The sequence below is a fragment of the Mesorhizobium sp. ES1-6 genome (genome assembly GCF_020164775.1).
Classification (GTDB): Bacteria; Pseudomonadota; Alphaproteobacteria; order Rhizobiales; family Rhizobiaceae; genus Mesorhizobium.
In genome coordinates this window covers 150,613-169,872 of record NZ_JAIUGU010000006.1, presented here as the reverse complement: position 1 = coordinate 169,872, position 19,260 = coordinate 150,613, and the positions used below count along the sequence as shown (strand labels likewise).

Below are 19,260 nucleotides of genomic sequence, written 5' to 3'. Positions count from 1 at the left end.
ATGAGCCTGCGCGATTTCGGTCCCAATGAACTGATGTTCCTGCTGCTCGCGACCCGCTGGACGATCCTTCTGGCTTTGATCGCCTTTGCAGGGGGCGGCCTGATCGGCCTCGTGGTGGCGGCGATCCGGGTGGCGCCGGCGCGGCCGCTGCGCTGGCTGGCGGCCGGCTACATCCAGTTCTTCATGGGCACGCCGATCCTGATCCAGCTCTTCATGGCCTATTACGGTTCTTCGTTCCTTGGCTACCGGCCAGATCCGTGGGTGGCTGCGGCCGTCACCTTCTCGCTCAATGGCGGCGCCTTCTTCGGCGAGATATTCCGTGGCGCCATAGAGGCCATCCCCAAGGGACAATGGGAGGCCGCGACCGCGCTCGGCTTTCGCTTCGTCAGGACGCTGCGGCTGGTGATCATCCCGCAGGCGGTGCGGCTGATGCTGCCGCCGACCGCCGGCTTCATGGTGCAGATCGTCAAGACGACCTCCATCGCCTCGCTGATCGGCCTGACCGAACTTGCCCGCGCCGCCACGCAGGTCAACACGGTGACCTTCCAGCCGGTGATGGTGTTCGGCACGGTGTCGCTGATCTACTTCGCGCTGTGCTGGCCGCTGTCGCTCTACGCAGGCTATCTCGAGCGTCGTTTCGCTACCGGAATGACGCGCAAGGTCGAGACGTCGCTGGTGATGTCGGCGGTCTGAGCGAAGCTGCCTATCCCTTGAACGCCGGCAAGGTCAGGCCCTTGACGCCGACCTCGAGCGCGAACAATCCGCCCGGATTCTTCTGGCCGGTGAAATGGCTGGCCGGGCGCTTCAGCACGGCCGAGGTGACGTAGAGGATGTCGAGGTCCTTGCCGCCGAATTCGCAGCAGGTCGGCAGGTCGGTTGGCAGCAGCACGGTTTGCATCAGCCTGCCCTGGGGGTCGTAGCGGCAGACCTTGCCGGTCACAGGGATGGTCACCCAGTAGCAGCCCTCGGCATCGACGGTGGCGCCGTCGGCAACGCCGCCGGTCACCGTCATGTCGATAAAGGTGCGGCGGTTTTCGATATCGCCGGTGGCGGGATCGAAATCATAGGCCCAGACCGCGCCGGCATGGCTGTCGGAGAAGTACATGGTCTTCGAGTCCGGGCTCCAGGCCAGCCCGTTCGAGCAGCCGATGCCGTCGATCATCTTGTGTACCGAGAGATCGGCATCGAGCCGGTAGAGCGCACCGATGAATTCGATCGGCTGGCCCGGCACCTCGAACATCGAGCCCGACCAGAAGCGGCCCTGGCGGTCCGGCTTGCCGTCGTTGAAGCGGGTCTTCGGCATATGCGATTCCGGATCGACGATGGCCTCGAACCGGCCGGTCGCCGGGTCGAAGAAATGGAAGCCATCGGTCATGGTCAGCACCAGGCCGCCCTTTTCGCGCAGACCGAGGCAGCCGAGATATTCAGGCGTCTCGAAGACCTCGTCCTGGCCGGTCGACGGGTCGTAGCGATGGATCAGCTTCTTCCAGATGTCGATCCACCACAGCACGCCGGCTTGGGGATCCCAGAGCGTGCCTTCGCCAAGCTCGGCCCCGGCATCGACGACACAGGTGATTTCGACCATGGTCAGCCCTCTTTTCTGCGTAGCTTGCCGCCGAGGCCGGCAAAGGCCTCGCTGCCGATCGAGACGGTGAGCAGGATCACCGCGCCATAGACGATGAGCAGCGCGCCGCTCGACAGGTTGAGCGCCGGCAAAAGACCGGTGAGGATGGTCAGCACCATGGCGCCGGCGACTGTGCCGAGATAATGCCCGCTGCCGCCGAGGATCGAGGCGCCGCCAATGGCGACCGCGGCGATCGAGGTGAACAGATAGGCGTCGCCCATGCCGAGATAGGCCTGGCCGGAATAGCCGGTCAAAAGCATGCCGGCGAAGGCGGCGGTGAGGCCCGAAATCACATAGGTCAGGATGGTGGTGCGTGCCGTCGGGACGCCTGAGAATTCGGCCACGGTGGCGCTGGTGCCGAGCGCATAGAGATGGCGGCCGAAGGCTGCCTTGGACAGCAGCACGGTCGCCGCCAGCGTCAGCGCGAGCCAGATCAGCGCGATGACCGGAAAGCCGCCGATGCGGCCGACCGACAGGAACTGGATCAGGGCCGGCGCCGAGGGGGTCGGCGAACCGCCGGTCAGCACCAGGATCAGGCCTTGCAGGATGACGTTGGTTGCCAGCGTCATGATGATCGGCGGTACGCCGAACCGGGCGACGCCGACACCGTTGACCAGCCCGATGAAGGCGCCGCCGGCAAGCAGCAGCGGCATCACCCAGGTGAGCGGCAGGTCCTGCCCGCCGCACAGCAGCGCCATGATGATCGCCGCCGAATTCAGCACCCAGGGGACGGAGAGATCGATGCCACCGCCGATGATGACGAAGGTTTGTCCGAGCGCGACGATGCCGACAAAGGCCGCCAGCACGACGGTGGAGCGCATGTTGGAGACGGAGAGGAAGCCCGGCGAGAACAGCGCCGTGACCAGGAGCAGCACGACCATGCCGGCATAGGCGAGCACGATGAGCCGGTTGCGGGCGAGGAAAGCGCTCATTGGACGCGGCCCCTTGCGGCCTTTTCGGCGACGGAACTGGCGAGCACCGAGAGCAGCAGGATGATACCCGACGCGACCGGCTGCCAGTAGCTCGACACATGCAGCACGAAGACGAGGTTGCCGATGAGGGTGAGGACGAAGGCGCCGATCAGCGTGCCGGCGAGATGGCCCCGGCCGCCGAACAGGCTGACGCCGCCAATGACCGCCGCCGCCACCGAGGGCAGGATGTAGTCCTTGCCGATGGTCGGCGAACCGGCACCGGTCTGTGTCACCAAAAACAGCGCCGCGCCCGCCGCGAACAGGCCGGACAGGCCGTAGGTGACGAGATTGACGCGGGTGATGGAGACACCCGACAGGAAGGCCGATTTTTCGTTCGATCCGGTTGCCTGGATCGAAATGCCGACCCGAGCGGCGCGGAACCACCACCAGAACAGCAACAGGACCAGCAACATCCAGACCGGGCTGGTGAGGCCGAAGAGCTGCGTGGAGGCAAAGCCAACCCACCAGGAAGGCACGCTGCCGCCGTCCGTCGGCAGGATGATCATGGCGACGCCGTTGAGGATTGACCACGTTGCGAGCGTGACGAGAAAGGGCTGCAGCTTGAGCAGCGAGATCAGCAGGCCGTTGAGCGCACCAATGACAAAACCGAGCGCAAGGATGGCCAATGCCCAGAGCGCGGTGGTCGACGGATCATCGGTGAACCGCGTCGCGGCGATCACCGTGCCGAGGCTGATCATGCCGCCGATCGACAGGTCGATGCCGCCGCGCAAAAGCACGATGGTCTGGCCCGTCGCCGCCAGCATCAGCGTCATCGCCGCCGCGGTGTCGAGATTGAGTTCGTCCAGCGTGAAGACGCCGGATTGCAGGCTGCCATAGATACCGACAATCAATGCCAGCATCAGGCAGGCAACCAGGAACGGCGCACGGTTGAGCGCGCGGCCGCGCCAGTCGATGGCCGGCGTGGTTGATTTCATATCGGCCGGCCTTTGCATCGTCTCGCCAGTCTGCTCCGCGCTCGCCATCACCATGCCTCAGGCCGCCTCGCGTTCAAGCATGGCGGCGCGCAAGATACCGGCCTCCGAGATGCGATCGCCTTCCAGCGTCGCGGCGACACGCCCGTCACGCATCACCATCACGCGGTCGGCGACGTGGACGAGTTCCGGCATGTCGCTGGAATGGAACAGGATCGCATAACCCTTCGCGGCGAGGTCGCGCATCAGCTGAAAGATCTCGCCCTTGGTGCCGACATCGACGCCGCGCGTCGGGTCGTAGAGCAACAGCACGCGCGCCTGCGTCAGCAGCATCTTGCCGAAGATCACCTTCTGCTGGTTACCGCCCGACAGGGTACCGGCGAGCTGTTCGGGCGTGTCGGCCTTGATGCGCAGGAAATCGACCATTTCCTTGACCAGCGCAGCTTCCTTTTGCCGGCTGAGCAAGCCGTTTTCGGTGAAGCGCTTGATCACCGACAGCGTCAGGTTCTCGCGCACGCTCTTGGTCAGCAGCAGACCTTGCCCGCGCCGGTCCTCCGGCACCAGAGCGATACCATCCCTGCCGGTCAAGGCCTGGCGTGGATTGTTGATCGAGACCGGCTTGCCCCAGAGTTCAACGGCGCCGCTCGCCCTGCTGGCGCCGAACAGCGCCTGGAACAGTTCGCGCTGGCCATGGCCCTGCAGGCCGCCGACGCCGAGCACCTCGCCCTCCCGCAAGGCAAAGTCGACACCGGAGAGCCGGCTGCCGCTCGACAGGCCCTTGACGCTGAGCGCGACCCGATCCGTTGCCGTGGCCACCCGCTCGGGATAGAGCCGGTCGAGATGCCGGCCGATCATCTGGGTGACGATCTCGGTGTCGGACACGGCGTTGGCCTCGTGCGCGGCGACTGTGGCGCCATTGCGGAAGATGGTCAGCCGGTCGGCGATGGCGCGCACCTCGGCCATGCGGTGCGAGATGAAGATGACCAGCCTGCCTTCCGCCGCCAGTTGCCGGGTGAGCTTCAGCAGCCATTCGGCTTCACGCGCGGGCAGCGCCGAAGTCGCCTCGTCGAGGATGAGGATGCGCGGGTCCTTGGCCAGCCCCTTGGCGATCTCGACGATCTGGCGTTCGGCCAGCGTCAGCCGCCGCAACTCCTGGTCGGGGCGCAGGGCCGGAAAAATGTACTTTTCGAGCAAGGCAAGTGTCTTGCGGCGCATCTCGGCGCGGTTGACGGTGCCAAGCCACGTCCTTGGCTCGTGGCGGAACCAGATGTTCTGTTCGACGCTGAGGTCGGGGACCAGCGACAGTTCCTGAAAGACGGCGGCGATGCCGCGCGCCTGCGCCGCGTCGGGATTGACCGGGCGATAATCCTGCCCGTCGACCAGGATCGAGCCGCCATCGTGCTGTACGGCACCCGACAGGATCTGGATGAAGGTGCTTTTGCCGGCGCCGTTCTCGCCGAGCAGCGCATGCACCTCGCCGGCGCGGGCGCTGAATGTCGCATCGCTCAGCGCAACGATGCCGCCATAGCGTTTGGACAGGCCTGTGACGGTAACGAGGTCCATGGAAGCGCCTTCGAAAAGCTCTCCCGACATCTTGCGATGCCGGGAGACAGGGTCGTGGTCTCGCGATGTTACTTCGAGCCGGCCGCTTCCGCAGCGGTGATCTCGACCCAGTCGGGCGTGATCGGCAGCGTCAGGCCGGGCGCCTGGTCGGGGAAGGCGTTTTCGCCGACCGCGATCTTGATCATCTTGGTGCCGGGATAGAGCTTGGACTCGAAGGGATCGGTGGTGACGAAATCACCCTTGACCGAGACAGAGCGTTCCGCCGGCTTCTTGCCGGTGTCGAGGATCTCGACCGCCAGCTTGATCGCTTCCGAGGAAAGGTAGGCCGGATTGGAGCCAAGGATGCACTTGGCCCCTTGGGTCTGCGCACAGGTGACGGCGGCGACATTGTAGGAGAAGCCGACGACCGGGACGATCGGCCGGCCGGCATCCTTCAGCGCCTGGATGGCGCCCGAGCCGTAGCCTTGCGTCATGATGCCGTCGATCTTCGGGTTGGCGGCCAGCAGCGCCGCCACACCAGACTGTTCCGGCCCAAGCGCGTAGTTGCCGTTGTAATAGCCGACCACCTTGATGTCGGGATATTTGGCCAGCACCTTTTCATAGCCGCCCTGCAACTGCGCCGAGATCGGCGCACCGGCGAGGCCCCGGTCGAGGATGATGTTGCCCTTGCCGCCAAGCTGCGTGGCCATCCATTCGGCCATCACGGAGGGAATGCGGTCCCAATCGGAAGCGACGGCGAAGGCGCAGGGTTCGGTCACCACCTGGTCGAAGCTGATGACGATGATGCCGGCGTCGCAGGCCTTCTTGATGGTCGGGTTGAGCGCCGAATCCGAGCCGGCGTCGACCAGGATGGCGTCCGGCTTCTGGCGGATGATGTTGTTCAGCGAATTGATCTGCGCCTGGACGGTGTTCTCGACATTCTCGATCTTGAGGTCGACGCGGCCTTTCAGCGGCCCCTTGCTAACCGAGACGGTGGCGACGCGCTCCATCTGCTGGCGCCAGTCATTGCCGACGAAATTGTTGGAGAGATAGATGGTGTAGGGTTTCTTGTCCTCGGCGTGACCGGCCTGCATGCCGATCGCCGTCATGGCGACGGCAAGTGCAGCAAGGCCGATGTTACGGCTCAACGTTCTCATGATTTTCTCCTCCCGTTTTCGAAACAGCGCCGCCGGACAGTGGCGCATTGCATCCGCAAAGTCAGGTTCCCGAGGCCTCCTTGGGCGTGATTTCAACCCAGTTCGGCGACACCGGCAAGGACAGACCCGGCGCCAGATCGGGAAATACGGTCTTGCCCAATTGGATCTTCACCGCCGAGGAATTCGGCGCGTATTTGGCGTCGACCATATCCGTCGTCAGGCCGGGTGAATTGAACAGCACGGTGGTGTCGGCCGGCTTCTTGCCGGTGTCGAGTATGTCGACCGCGAGCTTGATGGCCTCGGCCGAAAGCGACGGCGGATTGGCGCCGAGCCAGCATTTGGCGCCCTTGGTCTGCGCGCAGGTGACGCCAGTGCCGTTGAAGGCCGCGGCGACGATCGGCACCAGCGGCCGGTCGGCATTCTGCAGCGCCTTGATGGCGCCGGTGCCATAACCCTGCGAGAAGATGCCGTCGACTTGCGGGTGCGCCGCAAGCAGGCTGGCAACGCCTTCCTGTTCGGGGCCGGCGGCGTAATTGCCGTTGAAATAGCCGACGATCTCGATGCCGGGGTATTTCTTCAGCACGGCGCCGAAATTCTTCTCGAACTGTTCCGAGATCGGCGCGCCGGCAAGGCCGCGGTCCATCAGCACCTTGCCCTTGCCGCCGAGGATGGAGGCCATCCATTCGGCCTGGTTGTTGGCCATTATGTCGAAATCGGAATGCAGCTTGTAGGCGCATTCGGCCGACACGGTCTGGTCGAAGCTGACGACGACGATGCCGGCGTCGCAGGCCTTCTTGATGGTCGGATTGAGCGCCTCGGCCGACGACGCATCGATCAGGATGGCGGCGGGCTTCTGGCGGATGATGTTGTTCAGCGAATTGATCTGCGCCTGGACGGTGTTTTCGGCGTTCTCGATCTTGAGGTCGACACGGCCTTTCAGCGGCCCCTTGGTGGTCGCGACATTGGCGACGCGCTCCATCTGCTGGCGCCAGTCGTTACCGACGAAATTGTTCGAGAGATAGATGGTGTAGGGCTTCTTGTCTTCGCTATGGCCAGGCGTGGCGGACATAGACACCGCGAACCCTGCAAACGCCACGAAGCAGGCGCTCAAGCTCCTCAATTTCATGGTCTCCTCCCTGTGTTCCTACCCAGCCGGTGACGGACTGCGCCATCTTGATCAGTTGAGAAGGTGTTTGCATGATACCGGTACCAATTACAGATGTCAATTTGACCGGGGCTCTCCCAAGGCTACGCCTGCAGGCAAGATTTCGCCGGATTCCTCCCCAGCGACGCCTCCCGAAGCAGGCATCTCAGCCTAGCTATCATGCTATTATAATTTTATGGTCCTGTCTATGCGGACAACATCAGAAAATACCGCCTCGGGCGGGCTTCAGGACAGGTCGTTGGGCGCATCATAGGTGATGCTGAAAATGTCGGCGGGGTGACGCGCGACGGAGAATTCGATGCTGCGCTGGTCCGCCGACTGGTAGAGCATCTCCACCGTCAGCACGGCGGCCCCAAGTGAAATACCGAGGTCGGCGGCAACCGCCTCGTCGGCGATCTCGGCGCGCACCGTCACATGCGCCACATCGAGCCGCAGGCCAAGATGTTTCTGCACCGAGCGGAAGATCAGCACGTCGGAAAAGTCCTCCCGCTTCAACCGGGCGCCGACATCGGGAGGAAAATAGGTGGTGATCTGCGCCTTGCGCTGCTCGCCGATCGACAGCACGCTGCGCAGGCAATAGCCGGCCTCGTCCTTGCCCATGCCGAAATGGCGCTGGAGCACGGGCGAAACTTCCTTGCGGTAGGATTTCACCGCCAGCTTGGCGTCCTTGGTGAAGGCCGCCATGTCGGCGAAATTCTTGAACTTCCAGCTCAGATTGACCGAGGGGCTGCGCGCCGCGACTACCGCCGGCTTGGCCGAGCGCTTCCTGATCAGGCCGTCGGCCTCGAGATCGCGCAGCGCCTGGCGCACGGTGATCAGGCTGACGCCGAAATGCTCGGCGATGGTCGCCTCCTTCGGCAACTCGCCGCCGACCGGGAAGGTGCCGTTGCCGATCGGCTCGCGCAGGATATCGGCGAGCTGCCGGTAAAGTGGCCCGTTGGCGCGGCCGAGCGTGCGCTTGGGAAGACTTTCGATGGTGGGAACGGAATGGTCCATGTGCCTCGTCGCGCCTGTGTCGAAGCTTTTATAATAGCTTCCGTCGCCCGAGGCTAGGTAAGGCCGACGATCGTCAACCGTCTCAGACGAAGAGCCTGAGCGGATGTTCGATGGTCGATTTCAGCGCCGAAAGCCATAAGGCTGCTGTCGCTTCATCAATGCTTGCGGCATCCACCGTCAACAGGCATTCGGCATGGTCGCCTGGCGTGCCGATCGAGACGGCCAGACGCATGGCCCGGCCCGGCAGAAGCGGCATCATCACCGGCCGGATGTCGCTTGCGGGCAGCATCCGCAGGGACAGCACCGCCGGCTTTTCCGCCGCGTCACGACTGTCGCCCAAGGCCGAAAGCCGCATCGCGCGCAGCGATGTCAGCGGCACCTCTGGGACCATCGAGAAAACAGCCTGCCTTCCTGCCAGTTCAAGGGCCACCGCCGCCTCGCCAGCCACGGCGTCCGGCACCTGGGCAAATGCGCGGCCGGCGGCGCGTAGCAGGACATCATCGATATCGAATGCGCGCCCCGAATTCTCGAGCGCCGCCAGAAGCTCCTTCAGCGCGGCCAGCGCGACGGAAGTCGCGAAGGCCGCGATGCGGGGCGCCGTAATCGAAGACGTCGCTGGGGGAAGGGCGAGTTCGGGAGAACCGCCCGCTACGGCGACCGGGACAAAGCCCATCACGTCGGCGGCCAGGATGCGCCCGCCGGGGCCGCTGCCGCTGAGCGCTTCGAGCGGCAGCGAACGCTCACGCGCCAGACGCCGCGCATAGGGCGAAACGGCCAGCCGCCGGGTCGGCGCCACGGCCATGTTCATTTCAGGAACTCTGCGTTGACGCAATTGGTGAGCCGGCCCTCGGCGAGATAGGCATGCACGACCTCGATCGACTTCAGCCGGAGATCGCGCATCGATGCCGGGCTGTAGAAGGCGGCGTGCGGGGTGACGATCAGGCGATCGGCGATCCACGGCTCGCGCCGGCGCCATGCCACAAGCAGCGGATGGTCTATATCGCCGGGTTCGTTCGGCAGCACGTCAAGCCCGGCCCCGGCAACCGTGCCCTTGCGCATCGCCGCTTCCAGTGCGTCGAGGTCGACGATCGGACCACGCGCCGTGTTGACCAGCACGAGGCCTGGCTTGGCGGCGGCGAAGGCCGCCGCGCCGAGCAGCTGGCGAGTTTCCTCACTGAGCGGCGCATGGACACTCACCACATCGGCCCGTCCCATCAGCTCGGCCAGCGAATGGACGCGTTCGTAGCCGGTCGAGAGATCAACGCCGGACAGAAGGTGTGGATCATGGAACACCACCTTCATGTCGAAGGCTGCGGCACGGCGCGCGGTGGCGAGTCCGATGCGGCCAAGCCCGACAATGCCAAAGGTGGCGCCTTTATGCCGGCGCACCAGCGGCGCCTTGGAGAAATGCCAGCCTTCGGCGCCATGGCCGCGGAGTTCCGCGCCATAGGCTGACGTGCCGCGCGTCAGTGCCAGCATCAGGCCGATGGCGTGGTCGGCCACCTCGGTCGTGCCATAGTCGGGCACGTTGCAGGCCGGGATCTTGCGCGCGCCCCAGCCAGCCGTGTCGATATTGTCGAAGCCGACGCCTGAGCGCACCGCGATGCGCGCCTTGGGAAAGGCTGTTGGAGCGGCGGCGACATTATGGGTCGGCGAATAGTTGATGACGGCATCGACCGTCTCGCAGGCCGCCGGATCGAGCGCGGCGGCCCTGTCATTGGTCGAGCGGGCAAGGATGAACTCGATGTGGGGATAATGCTCGCGCTCGAGTTCGGCCTCGTCGGCGGCTTGCCAGTTGGCGCACAGGATTTTCATGCCAGTCCTTCGGATCTCGTGGTCGAAAACGATCTATTTCTTGATGCCACCAATGCGGCCGCCCATCGGCACGACAGCACCGACCGGCTGATCGATGGCGGCAAGCGTTCCGCCGACCGGCGCTTCGATCTCGACCACGGCCTTGTCGGTTTCGATCTCGGCGATCAGCTCGCCTTCCTTGACAGAGTCACCCACCGCCTTCAGCCATTTGACGACCGTTCCTTCGCTGACAGTGAGGTCGCCGAACGGCATCGTTATGGGCTCGTCGTCGCTGCCGGCGACAGGCGTCTGGGCCGATGGCGCGGGTGGCGCCGCCTTGGCGGGGGCGGGGGCTGGCTTAGCCGGCGCAGCACTCTTCAGACCGACCGTGTACCAGTGATCCGGGACCGGCGGCTTGCCCGATATGACGTCGCGCGCACCTTGTGAGATCCGGGTCGTGTCGACCAGCATGGCGCGTTCCAGCACCGGGGCGAAAGGGTGCGAGGTCGGCGCCGTGTGCAATCGTCCGGGTGGCGCGTCGAGCTCGTCGAAGGCGAGTTCGTTGATCGCCTGGGCGATCTCGCCGCCAAGGCCGCACATCGCCCAGGCCTCGTCGACGATGAGCAGGCGATGCGTCTTGCGCACGCTGGCGACGATGCTGTCGATGTCGAGCGGCATGATGGTGCGCGGGTCGATCACCTCCGCCTCGACGCCTTCGCCGGCCAGCGTTTCCGCGGCCTCCAGCGCTCGCTGCACCATCTGGCCGGCGGCGACGATGGTGATGTCGGTGCCGGCCCGGGCGATGCGCGCGACGCCGAACGGCACATAATGTTCGCCGACAGGCACCTCGCCCTTGGACGCGAACAGCGCCTTGGGCTCCAGCATGATGACGGGATCGCCGGCCCGCAGCGCGGTCTTCATCAGCCCCTTGGCATCGGCCGGGGTCGAAGGCACGCAGACGATGAGGCCGGGCATGTGGGCGAAGACCGGATGGTAGATGCCGCTGTGATGCGGGCCAGAGCTGCGCAGCGCGCCGGCGCCGACGCGCACCACCATTGGCGCGCTCATCAGGCCGCTGGTCATGTAGCGCAGCTTGGCGGCCTGCAGGAAAATCTGGCCGGCGGTCTCGAAAGCGAAGTCGGCGAACATCAGGTCCGAGACGGTTCGCGCGCCGGTCGCCGAGGCGCCGACGGCGGCGGCGGTAAAACCCTGTTCGGAGATCGGCGTATCGACCATCCGCTCGGCGCCGAATTCCTGCCACAGGTTCTTGGTGTGCGCGAAACTGCCGCCGCGCTCGCCGGTGCCCTCGCCGAAATAGAGGATCGCCTTGTTGGCACGCATTTCCTCGGCGATGCCGTCGCGCACGGCTTCGAGCCAGCCTTGCGTGCGCGTCTCGCCGACCGCGCGCGGCTGCAGGGCGGCGGGCGGATTGATCGGATCGGCGAAAACATGCAGGCGCACCGTTGCCGGATCAGGCACCGGCGAGTTGCGCGCGAAGGTCAGCGCTTCTTCAACCACCTTCTCGATGCGGGCTTCGATGGCGGCGAGGGCTTCGGCGTCGGCAATGCCGTAATCCTCGATCAGCTTCTTGCGGAACATGTCGATCGGATCGCGCTTGATCCAGGCGTCGAGTTCCTCCTGCGTGCGGTAGGTGCCGATGACGGGGTCGCCCTCATGGTGGCCGACGGTGCGGTAGGTCTTGGCCTCGATCAGCGTCGGGCCCTTGCCGGCGCGGGCGCGTTCGGTGGCTTCCTTCATCGCCAGCCAGACGGCGAACACGTCGTTGCCGTCGACCGCCACGCCGGGCATGCCATAAGACGCTGCCTTGCTGGCGATCTCGGGATTGAGCGTGACGGATTTGAGCGGCGTGGCGGTGGCGTAGAGATTGTTCTCGCAGACGAAGACCGCCGGCGCACGCTGCACGGCGGCGAAATTGAGCGCCTCGTGGAAGCCGCCATGGTTGGCGGCGCCGTCGCCGAAGAAGGCGACGCCGATGTCGTCGCGGCCCTGCTGGCGCGCGCTCATGCCGATGCCGACGGCATGGCCGATGCCGGCGGCAACGATGCCGTTGGTGCCGAACAGGCCGACCGAGCGGTCGTAGAGATGCATGGTGCCGCCACGCCCGCCGCAGATGCCGTCGATCTTGCCGAACAGTTCGGCCATGACCCGTCCCGGGTCCGCGCCCTTGGCCAGTGCATGGCCGTGACCGCGATGGGTCGACGTCACCCAGTCGGTTGGCCTGAGATGCGCGCAGACGCCAACGCCGGTCGCCTCCTCGCCTATATAGAGGTGCAGGAAACCGGGCGTTTCGCCCTTGCGGCAGGCGATCTGGGCGATGCTTTCGAAGCGGCGCAGCAGCACCATGCGTTCGAACAGGTCGAGCAGGATTTTCCGGTCGGGCAGATTTGACGCACTCCTGGAATCCTCGCGTGCGCGCGCCGCAGACATTGCCACCAAAGCCTCCCTGAATGCGTCTGGCACCGGGCGGCAGAGCGCCGGCGGGGGGCTTGTTGATCGCCCGCTTCGACGCATCATAGATTATAATAGCATAATGTCTACTGGGTCCGAACGAGCCGCGTAAGAAGCTAGATTCTGGTGATCCGCACGGTGGCGTCCGGCCGCTGGAACAGCTCCGGCCGCAGGCTGAGACCAAGCCCCGGCCCTTCGAGCGGCGCGACCTGCCCATCGCTGACCGGCGGGATGTCGGCGACGATTTCCTTGTACCAGCCGGTGAAATAGGCGCGTACCGCTTCCTGGTAGTTGACGTTGGGCAAGGTCGCCGACAAGGCGCAACTCGCGGCATAGACGATCGGCCCGGTGCAGTCGTGCAAGGTGACGGGCAGTTCGCTGGCTTCGGCTATGTTGGCAATCTTGCGCGCCTCGGAGAGGCCGCCGCACCAGGCGAGGTCGATCATGATGACGCTGGCGGCGCGCTTGTCGATCAGTTGTTTGAACATCTGCCGCGATGCCAGCCTTTCGCTGGCGGCGATCGGGATGGAGGTGTGGCGGGCGAGTTCGGCCATGGCGTCAAGTTCGTTGTAGCGGATCGGCTCCTCCAGCCAGGCGACGTCGTAGGGCTTCAGCGCCTCGGCGATGCGCAGCAGAGGCGGCAAGGTCCACAGCCCATGCAGCTCGACCATGATCTCCATGTCGCGGCCGACGGCGTCGCGGATCTTCTGGAAGGGCTCCAGCGCCTTGTCGAGGTCGGCAAGCGAGATGCGGGTGCCGTTCGAGGCCTCGGCGGCGATGTCGAACGGCCAGATCTTCATGGCGCCGATGCCTTCCGACTTCAGGCTCCTGGCGAGATCGCCGGCATTGTAGCGCCAGGCGAGCAGGTCTTCATACGGGCCTTCGTTCGAATCGCCAGATTTGAGCGACCAGTCCTCGCCGCGTTCGAACAGCGCGTTCTTCCTGGTGGCGCGGACATGTTTGTAGCCGGCGCAAGTGTTGTAGATAGGCACGCTTCCGTGGGTGCGCCCGCCAAGCAGCCGCCAGACCGGCTCGCCAAGCACCTGGCCATAAATGTCCCACAGCGCGATGTTGACGGCGGAATTTCCGCGCACCTCGGCGCCGGAATCGCGCGCGCCGACATAGACGCTGCCGAGCGTACGGTCATGCAGCTCGATGTCGCGCGGGTCCTTGCCCAGGAGATAGGACGCGACATTGTCATGTATATAGGCGGCGACCGGACCTGGCGCCCAAAAGGTCTCGCCGGTGCCCACGAAGCCAGCGTCGGTGTGGACGCGCAACCAGAACAGGAACGGGAATTCCGCCAGCTGCAGCGTTTCGAGCGCGACGACTTTCATCTTTCTCTCCCCACTCCAACGGACCGGATCGGTCGACAGGACAATAGCATATCCTCGTTGACAGGCATTTATGGTACCGGTATCAATTACGTCAAGATGGTCACCGGGGAGGGTGTTCGCTTGCCTGCCGAAAATCAAAACACGACGTCAAAGCGAGCCCTGGTCACCGGCGCCGCCGGCGGCCTCGGCCGCGAGGTGGCGATCCAGCTGGCGCGTCGCGGCTGTTTCGTCGCGGTGACCGATATCAACAGCGATGGGCTTGCCGAGACCGCTAGGCAGATTGCCGGCACCGGCACGGGAGCCGAAAGCATCGTCAGCGACTTCACCGGGGAAGGCGCACCGGAAGCGGCCGTCGAAAAAGTCGTCGCGCGCTGGGGCGGCATCGACATCCTTGTCAATAATGCCGGCTATGGCGTCATCGAGCCCTTCCTCGACGCCACCTTCAAGGCCTGGACGCGCACGCTGGCGCTCAATGTCACTGCGCTTGCCATGGCCTGCAAGGCGGCGGGCCGGGTGATGCGCGAGCAGCGCTCGGGGCGCATCGTCAACATCACCTCGCCGGGTTCGCGCATGGCGCTGCCCGACTACACCGCCTACACCGCGAGCAAGGCCGGCGTCGATTCCATCACCCGCGCCGCGGCGGTCGCGCTCGCGCCCTATGGCGTACTGGTCAACAGCTTGGCGCCAGGCATGATGGACACCGAAATGCAGCGCTCGACCGAAATTGATCTGGCCCGTGCCAATGGCCGCAACGACCTGCAGGCCTTCCTCGACGAACGCACGCGAAGGATCCCGATCGGGCGTCGCGCCGAAATTTCCGAGGTGGCCGAGGCCGTGGTGTGGCTCTGCCTCGACGCGCCAAAATACATGACCGCCGAGCGGCTCAACATGTCGGGCGGCCTCGACAAGGACTGATCCAGATGCCGCGAAACTCTCCCCCCGGCAGCGCCGATATCGGCGCGCTCGAACGCAAGGCAATGCTGCTGCGCCGCCATATGCTGACCATGGCGCGCGGCCAGGGCCAGGGCTATATCGGTCAGGGCCTTGGCATCGCCGATGTCCTGGCGGCGTTGTACTTTCACGAACTGCGTTACGATCCCGCCAATCTGGCGTGGCCCGACCGCGACCGCTTCCTTTTGTCGACCGGGCACTATTCCATCGCGCTGTGGGCAGCGCTGGCCGAAGCCGGCATCCTTCCGGTCGATGAACTCGTCACCTATGGCGCCGACGACAGCCGGCTGGAAATGTCGACGCTCGACACCACGCCCGGCGTCGAAATGATCGGCGGCTCGCTCGGTCACGGCCTCGGGCAAGGCGTCGGCCAGGCGCTCGGCTTGCGTATCGACCGTTCCGACGCGCGCGTTTTCGTCGAGCTGTCCGATGGTGAGATGCAGGAAGGCTCGACCTGGGAAGCAGCCATGTCGGCCAGCCATTTCAAGCTCGACGGGCTGGTGGCGCTGATCGACTGCAACGGCATCCAGGCCGATGGGCCTGTCGTGCTCGACATGGAGCCGGTCGCCGACAAATGGCGCGCCTTCGGCTGGCAGACATCGGAGATCGACGGCAACGACATGGCAGCGGTGGTTGGCGCGCTGACGGATGCGAGAAACCGCAACGGCAAGCCGAAGGCGATCGTGCTGCGCACACTGCCCGGCAAGGGCGTGCCGCGCATCGAAACCTCAGAGAAGTCGCACTTCTTCCGCATCGACGTGGCGCAATGGGACGGCATCATCGCCGAATTCGAGAAAACCGTGGGAGCGGACCGATGAGCGGCGCGGCGATGGAGGCCGGCCGCACGCTGGCCATGGGCCAGGACGAGGCCGTCGGCGGCGGACGGCGGAGCGTTGAGGCGCCCTTCGGCCGGGCATTGGCAAGGCTCGGCGAGAGCCGCCTCGACATTGTCGGGCTGACTGCCGATCTCGGCAAATATACCGACATCCTGCCGTTCCGCGATGCCTTCCCGGAGCGCTTCTTCAATGTCGGCATGGCCGAGCAGAATCTGGTGGCTGTCGCCGCCGGTCTGGCGCGTACCGGCAAGGTGCCGTTCGCCACCACCTATGGCGTGTTCGCGACCCGGCGTGCCTATGATTTCGTCGCCATCGCGCTCGCCCACTCCAACCTCGACGTCAAGATCGTCGCCGGCCTCCCCGGTCTGACGACCGGCTATGGCGGCACCCACCAGGCGATCGAGGACCTGGCGCTGATGCGCATGATCCCGGGTCTCACCATCATCGATCCCTGCGATGCGACGGAGATCGATGCCGCGACCGAGGCCATCGCCCAACATCGAGGACCGGTCTATATGAGGCTGCTGCGCGGCAGCGTGCCCATCGTGCTCGAGCCCGGCTATGTCTTCGATATCGGCAAGGCACGCCGCCTGCGCGATGGCAGCGATGTCGGCATTATCTCGACCGGCCTGATGACCGAAAGGGCATTGGATGCAGCCGATGCCTTACAAAAACGGGGTATTGCCGCCGGCGTGCTGCATGTGCCGACCATAAAGCCATTCGACACCGGGGCGGTGGCCGAATTCGCCGCATCGGCTGACCGTATCGTGACAGTGGAAAACCATGTCGTCGTCGGCGGCCTTGCCAGCCTTGTGGTCGAGACCTTGTTCGACGCCGGCATTGCGAAGACAGTGACGCGCATCGGCCTGCCGGACCGCTATATCGAATGCGGCGCGGTGCCGACCTTGCAGGCGAAATACGGCCTGACGACCGAGGCCGTCATCGCGACCATTGCCGCGCTGGATTAGGACTGCCAAATGAAGATCACTGAAATCGAGACCTTTGCCGTCGGCGCCGGCTGGAAGAACTGGCTGTTCGTCAAAGTGCATACCGACAAGGGCATCCATGGGATCGGTGAAGGCACGCTGAACGGTTTCATCAAGACCACCGAAGCCGGCGTGCACGAGCTCAAGCACCTCGCCATCGGCCAGGACCCGCGCCGCATCAACGCGCTGGCCAAGCGCATGCTGGACAGCGTCTCGCTCGACGGTGGCCACATCCATCGCACGGTGATCGCGGCCATCGAGGTCGCCTGCTGGGATATACTGGGCAAGAGCCTTGGCGTGCCAATCCACCAACTGCTCGGCGGCCAGGTGCGCGACAGCGTGCTCGGCTATGCCAATGGCTGGTACCGCAGCGAGCGCACGCCCGAAGCCTTTCTCGAGGCCGCGAAGGCTGTGCTGGCCAAGGGCTTCAAGGCGTTCAAGCTCGACCCGTTCGGCACCGCGCAAGGCTTTATTTCGCGCGAGGAACTGGATCTCTCCTATGCGATCTGCCGGACATTGCGCGATCACCTGTCGAAGGACACGCTGATCCTGATTGACGTGCACGCCCGCTTCACCGAAATCGCGGCGCTGCAGGCCGCACAAAAGTTCGCCGACCTCGACATCTACTGGTGGGAAGAGCCGACCTCGCGCGACCGGCAGGAGACGGTCCACGAAGTGGCGCACCGCTCGCCGATCCCGGTGGCGACGGGCGAGATGTACGACACGGTCGGTCAGTTCTACACACTGGCGGAAGGCGGCGGTGTCAACATCTTCCAGCCCGAGCCGATGTCGCTCGGCGGCATTGCGCCATCCATGCAGGTGGCCAATCTGGCGCTTGCCCATGGCAGCCATATCGCACCGCACCAGAGCGGCGGGCCGGTGGCGACGGCGGTTTGCCTGCAACTGGCGGCGGCAGTGCCGAACTTCCTCATCCAGGAGCATTTCGACGCCTTCAACGACCCCTGGACGCGCGAGCTTGTCAGCTGGCATCCGACCGTCAATCCCGACAATGGCCACCTGTCCCTGCCCGATGCGCCGGGGCTCGGCATCGACCTCGACATCGATGCGATCAAGGATCATCCCTACGACCCCAACGCCTATCTCAATGTTCACGCGCAGGGTTGGGAGAAGCGGTTGGGGCGGCGGGAAGAGACGGAGATGCGTGGTTAGGTATCTCGGATAGTGATGACCGTTGGAAAGCAAATCGCGAGTCTTCGAGATGACCGATCCTCACTGTCTTCGTCATCCTATGGCGGAGCAAGGAGCGCAGCGACGCGGCGCAGACCATAGGATCCATGCCGTACCGCTAAGGCGTTGAAAACGGTGAAGAATTCTGCTCCGCCGCGCCCTCGATTGAGGTCACGGAATGGATCCTAGGGTCTCCGCGACGCCGCTTTGCGGTTGCTCCGCCCTAGGATGACGAAGCTGGAGAGCGCGTCTCGGCTAACATCAAGACGTCAAGCACTCTCCCGGTCGACGATCTCGAAGCCGAGGCTGGTGATGGTCGGCACCTTGGTGTCGCCGCCGAGCCTTGCCAGCAATTGCCGCACGGCGCGCCGGCCCATCTCGTAGCGGTTGACCTTCACCGTGGTCAGCGGCGGATGAAGCTGCGCGGCCAGATCCATGTCGCCATAGCCGGCAATGGCGATTTTTCCCGGCACCGCCCAGCCGCGCCGGTGGCATTCCTGCACGGCGCCGACGGCCAGCGTATCGCTGGAAAAGAAGATCGCGTCGATATCCTTGTGGCGGGAGGTCAGCGTCACCAGCGCCTCCGCACCGCCCTGCGCGGTAATCGGCACCTCGACCTCCAGGTCGGCATGGTTCTTGAAGCCGAGTTCGGTCAAGGCCGCGTGGTAGCCGGTGCGGCGTTGCTGGAGACGGTCATTGCCATGGATCGGCGTCGAGACGAAGCCGATCCGCTTGTAGCCCTTGGCCGCCAGATGCATGGTCATGGCATAGGCGGTCTCGAAATTGGAGACGCCGACCACCATGTCGATCGGTTTGCGACCCTTGATCTCTGATATTTCCACCACCGGCGCGCCACTGTTCTTCAGCAAGGCCCGCGCGGTCTCGCTTTGCACGAAGCTCTGCAGGATCATGCCGACCGGACGCCAGCCGAGCAGAGCCCGGATAGCCTTGTCCTCGGCCTCCTGCGTGAATTCACCTTGCACCAAAAGCATCGAATAGCCGCTCTCGTGACATTCGTCGGACATGCCTTGCACCTGTTCGGCAATGCCCGAATTGATCAGCGGCGGCACCACCGTGCCGATCATGCGGCCGTTGCCGCGCATGCTCGAGGCCAGCCGGTTGGGCACGAAGCCGGCCTGTTCGATCGCCTCGAGCACCTTGGCGCGCGTCTCCGGCGAGACCATGTCGGGATTGGACAGCGCGCGCGACACCGTCATCGGTGCGACGCCGACGCGCTTGGCGATCTCGCGCACACCGAGGCGTCGCGGCGGTTTCTTCCCGCCTGGGCCGTCCCCTGGCCGATCGGTCATCT

The 19,260-nt window shown here is 64.9% G+C and carries 17 protein-coding genes; 5 read left to right on the top strand and 12 right to left on the bottom strand.

Annotated features, from left to right (window positions below):
* On the top strand, window positions 1-693 hold the full coding sequence (locus LB564_RS17200; protein ID WP_224539489.1) for an amino acid ABC transporter permease: 693 nt from the start codon (window positions 1-3) through the stop codon (window positions 691-693).
* Window positions 694-703: 10 nt separating this feature from the next.
* Here the strand turns inward: LB564_RS17200 and LB564_RS17195 are convergent, their stop codons facing one another.
* The 11 genes from LB564_RS17195 to LB564_RS17145 all read right to left on the bottom strand — a co-directional run bounded on the left by LB564_RS17195 (window position 704) and on the right by LB564_RS17145 (window position 13,987).
* A complete protein-coding gene (locus LB564_RS17195) occupies window positions 704-1,585 on the bottom strand; it encodes an SMP-30/gluconolactonase/LRE family protein (protein WP_224539487.1) in 882 nt (293 codons plus the stop codon).
* A gap of 2 nt (window positions 1,586-1,587) precedes the next feature.
* The gene (locus LB564_RS17190) at window positions 1,588-2,556 is read right to left on the bottom strand and encodes an ABC transporter permease (RefSeq protein ID WP_140703233.1); all 969 of its coding nucleotides are present in this window, start codon (window positions 2,554-2,556) and stop codon (window positions 1,588-1,590) included.
* Entirely contained in the window at window positions 2,553-3,530 is a 978-nt protein-coding gene (locus LB564_RS17185) for an ABC transporter permease (protein WP_224539484.1), read from the bottom strand. Before LB564_RS17185 ends, LB564_RS17190 begins: the two co-directional genes overlap by 4 nt.
* Window positions 3,531-3,587: 57 nt before the next feature.
* Entirely contained in the window at window positions 3,588-5,090 is a 1,503-nt protein-coding gene (locus LB564_RS17180) for a sugar ABC transporter ATP-binding protein (protein ID WP_224539482.1), read from the bottom strand.
* 68 nt (window positions 5,091-5,158) lie between these two features.
* Window positions 5,159-6,226: a substrate-binding domain-containing protein gene (locus LB564_RS17175; protein WP_224539481.1), complete on the bottom strand. Its 1,068-nt coding sequence runs from the start codon at window positions 6,224-6,226 to the stop codon at window positions 5,159-5,161.
* A 61-nt stretch (window positions 6,227-6,287) separates the two neighbouring features.
* Entirely contained in the window at window positions 6,288-7,352 is a 1,065-nt protein-coding gene (locus LB564_RS17170) for a substrate-binding domain-containing protein (RefSeq protein ID WP_224539479.1), read from the bottom strand.
* A 264-nt stretch (window positions 7,353-7,616) separates the two neighbouring features.
* Complete coding sequence (locus LB564_RS17165; protein ID WP_140703225.1) at window positions 7,617-8,387, bottom strand: GntR family transcriptional regulator; 771 nt, start codon at window positions 8,385-8,387, stop codon at window positions 7,617-7,619.
* Window positions 8,388-8,469: 82 nt separating this feature from the next.
* Window positions 8,470-9,195, bottom strand: a complete 726-nt coding sequence (locus LB564_RS17160; protein WP_224539477.1) for an E3 binding domain-containing protein — start codon at window positions 9,193-9,195, stop codon at window positions 8,470-8,472.
* A complete protein-coding gene (locus LB564_RS17155; protein WP_224539476.1) occupies window positions 9,192-10,202 on the bottom strand; it encodes a C-terminal binding protein in 1,011 nt (336 codons plus the stop codon). The genes LB564_RS17160 and LB564_RS17155 overlap by 4 nt, the downstream gene beginning before the upstream one ends.
* Before the next feature lie 33 nt (window positions 10,203-10,235).
* Complete coding sequence (locus LB564_RS17150) at window positions 10,236-12,629, bottom strand: thiamine pyrophosphate-dependent enzyme (RefSeq protein WP_224539810.1); 2,394 nt, start codon at window positions 12,627-12,629, stop codon at window positions 10,236-10,238.
* A gap of 137 nt (window positions 12,630-12,766) precedes the next feature.
* Window positions 12,767-13,987 carry a mandelate racemase/muconate lactonizing enzyme family protein gene (locus LB564_RS17145; protein ID WP_224539473.1) on the bottom strand — a complete coding sequence of 407 codons (1,221 nt, stop codon included), beginning with the start codon at window positions 13,985-13,987 and terminating at the stop codon, window positions 12,767-12,769.
* Window positions 13,988-14,107: 120 nt separating this feature from the next.
* Here LB564_RS17145 and LB564_RS17140 point away from each other — a divergent pair, with 120 nt between their 5' ends.
* Genes LB564_RS17140 through LB564_RS17125 form a run of 4 tightly spaced genes read left to right on the top strand, consistent with a single transcriptional unit; the run spans window position 14,108 to window position 17,930 of the window.
* Window positions 14,108-14,902, top strand: a complete 795-nt coding sequence (locus LB564_RS17140; protein WP_224539471.1) for an SDR family NAD(P)-dependent oxidoreductase — start codon at window positions 14,108-14,110, stop codon at window positions 14,900-14,902.
* 5 nt (window positions 14,903-14,907) lie between these two features.
* Window positions 14,908-15,756, top strand: coding sequence for a transketolase (locus LB564_RS17135; protein ID WP_224539470.1), 849 nt, complete (start codon window positions 14,908-14,910; stop codon window positions 15,754-15,756).
* The gene (locus tag LB564_RS17130; protein WP_224539468.1) at window positions 15,753-16,742 is read left to right on the top strand and encodes a transketolase family protein; all 990 of its coding nucleotides are present in this window, start codon (window positions 15,753-15,755) and stop codon (window positions 16,740-16,742) included. The genes LB564_RS17135 and LB564_RS17130 overlap by 4 nt, the downstream gene beginning before the upstream one ends.
* Before the next feature lie 9 nt (window positions 16,743-16,751).
* Window positions 16,752-17,930, top strand: a complete 1,179-nt coding sequence (locus LB564_RS17125; RefSeq protein WP_224539466.1) for a mandelate racemase/muconate lactonizing enzyme family protein — start codon at window positions 16,752-16,754, stop codon at window positions 17,928-17,930.
* 287 nt (window positions 17,931-18,217) lie between these two features.
* On the opposite strand, the gene LB564_RS17120 is transcribed toward LB564_RS17125, so the two are convergent.
* A complete protein-coding gene (locus tag LB564_RS17120) occupies window positions 18,218-19,258 on the bottom strand; it encodes a LacI family DNA-binding transcriptional regulator (protein WP_224539464.1) in 1,041 nt (346 codons plus the stop codon).
* Between the last annotated feature and the right edge of the window lie 2 nt (window positions 19,259-19,260).

Coding starts and splice junctions, on each gene's coding strand:
- LB564_RS17200 (WP_224539489.1), top strand. CDS start 1: ATGAGCCTGCGCGATTTCGGTCCCAATGAACTGATGTTCCTGCTGCTC.
- LB564_RS17195 (WP_224539487.1), bottom strand. CDS start 1,585: ATGGTCGAAATCACCTGTGTCGTCGATGCCGGGGCCGAGCTTGGCGAA.
- LB564_RS17190 (WP_140703233.1), bottom strand. CDS start 2,556: ATGAGCGCTTTCCTCGCCCGCAACCGGCTCATCGTGCTCGCCTATGCC.
- LB564_RS17185 (WP_224539484.1), bottom strand. CDS start 3,530: ATGAAATCAACCACGCCGGCCATCGACTGGCGCGGCCGCGCGCTCAAC.
- LB564_RS17180 (WP_224539482.1), bottom strand. CDS start 5,090: ATGGACCTCGTTACCGTCACAGGCCTGTCCAAACGCTATGGCGGCATC.
- LB564_RS17175 (WP_224539481.1), bottom strand. CDS start 6,226: ATGAGAACGTTGAGCCGTAACATCGGCCTTGCTGCACTTGCCGTCGCC.
- LB564_RS17170 (WP_224539479.1), bottom strand. CDS start 7,352: ATGAAATTGAGGAGCTTGAGCGCCTGCTTCGTGGCGTTTGCAGGGTTC.
- LB564_RS17165 (WP_140703225.1), bottom strand. CDS start 8,387: ATGGACCATTCCGTTCCCACCATCGAAAGTCTTCCCAAGCGCACGCTC.
- LB564_RS17160 (WP_224539477.1), bottom strand. CDS start 9,195: ATGAACATGGCCGTGGCGCCGACCCGGCGGCTGGCCGTTTCGCCCTAT.
- LB564_RS17155 (WP_224539476.1), bottom strand. CDS start 10,202: ATGAAAATCCTGTGCGCCAACTGGCAAGCCGCCGACGAGGCCGAACTC.
- LB564_RS17150 (WP_224539810.1), bottom strand. CDS start 12,629: ATGTCTGCGGCGCGCGCACGCGAGGATTCCAGGAGTGCGTCAAATCTG.
- LB564_RS17145 (WP_224539473.1), bottom strand. CDS start 13,987: ATGAAAGTCGTCGCGCTCGAAACGCTGCAGCTGGCGGAATTCCCGTTC.
- LB564_RS17135 (WP_224539470.1), top strand. CDS start 14,908: ATGCCGCGAAACTCTCCCCCCGGCAGCGCCGATATCGGCGCGCTCGAA.
- LB564_RS17130 (WP_224539468.1), top strand. CDS start 15,753: ATGAGCGGCGCGGCGATGGAGGCCGGCCGCACGCTGGCCATGGGCCAG.
- LB564_RS17125 (WP_224539466.1), top strand. CDS start 16,752: ATGAAGATCACTGAAATCGAGACCTTTGCCGTCGGCGCCGGCTGGAAG.
- LB564_RS17120 (WP_224539464.1), bottom strand. CDS start 19,258: ATGACCGATCGGCCAGGGGACGGCCCAGGCGGGAAGAAACCGCCGCGA.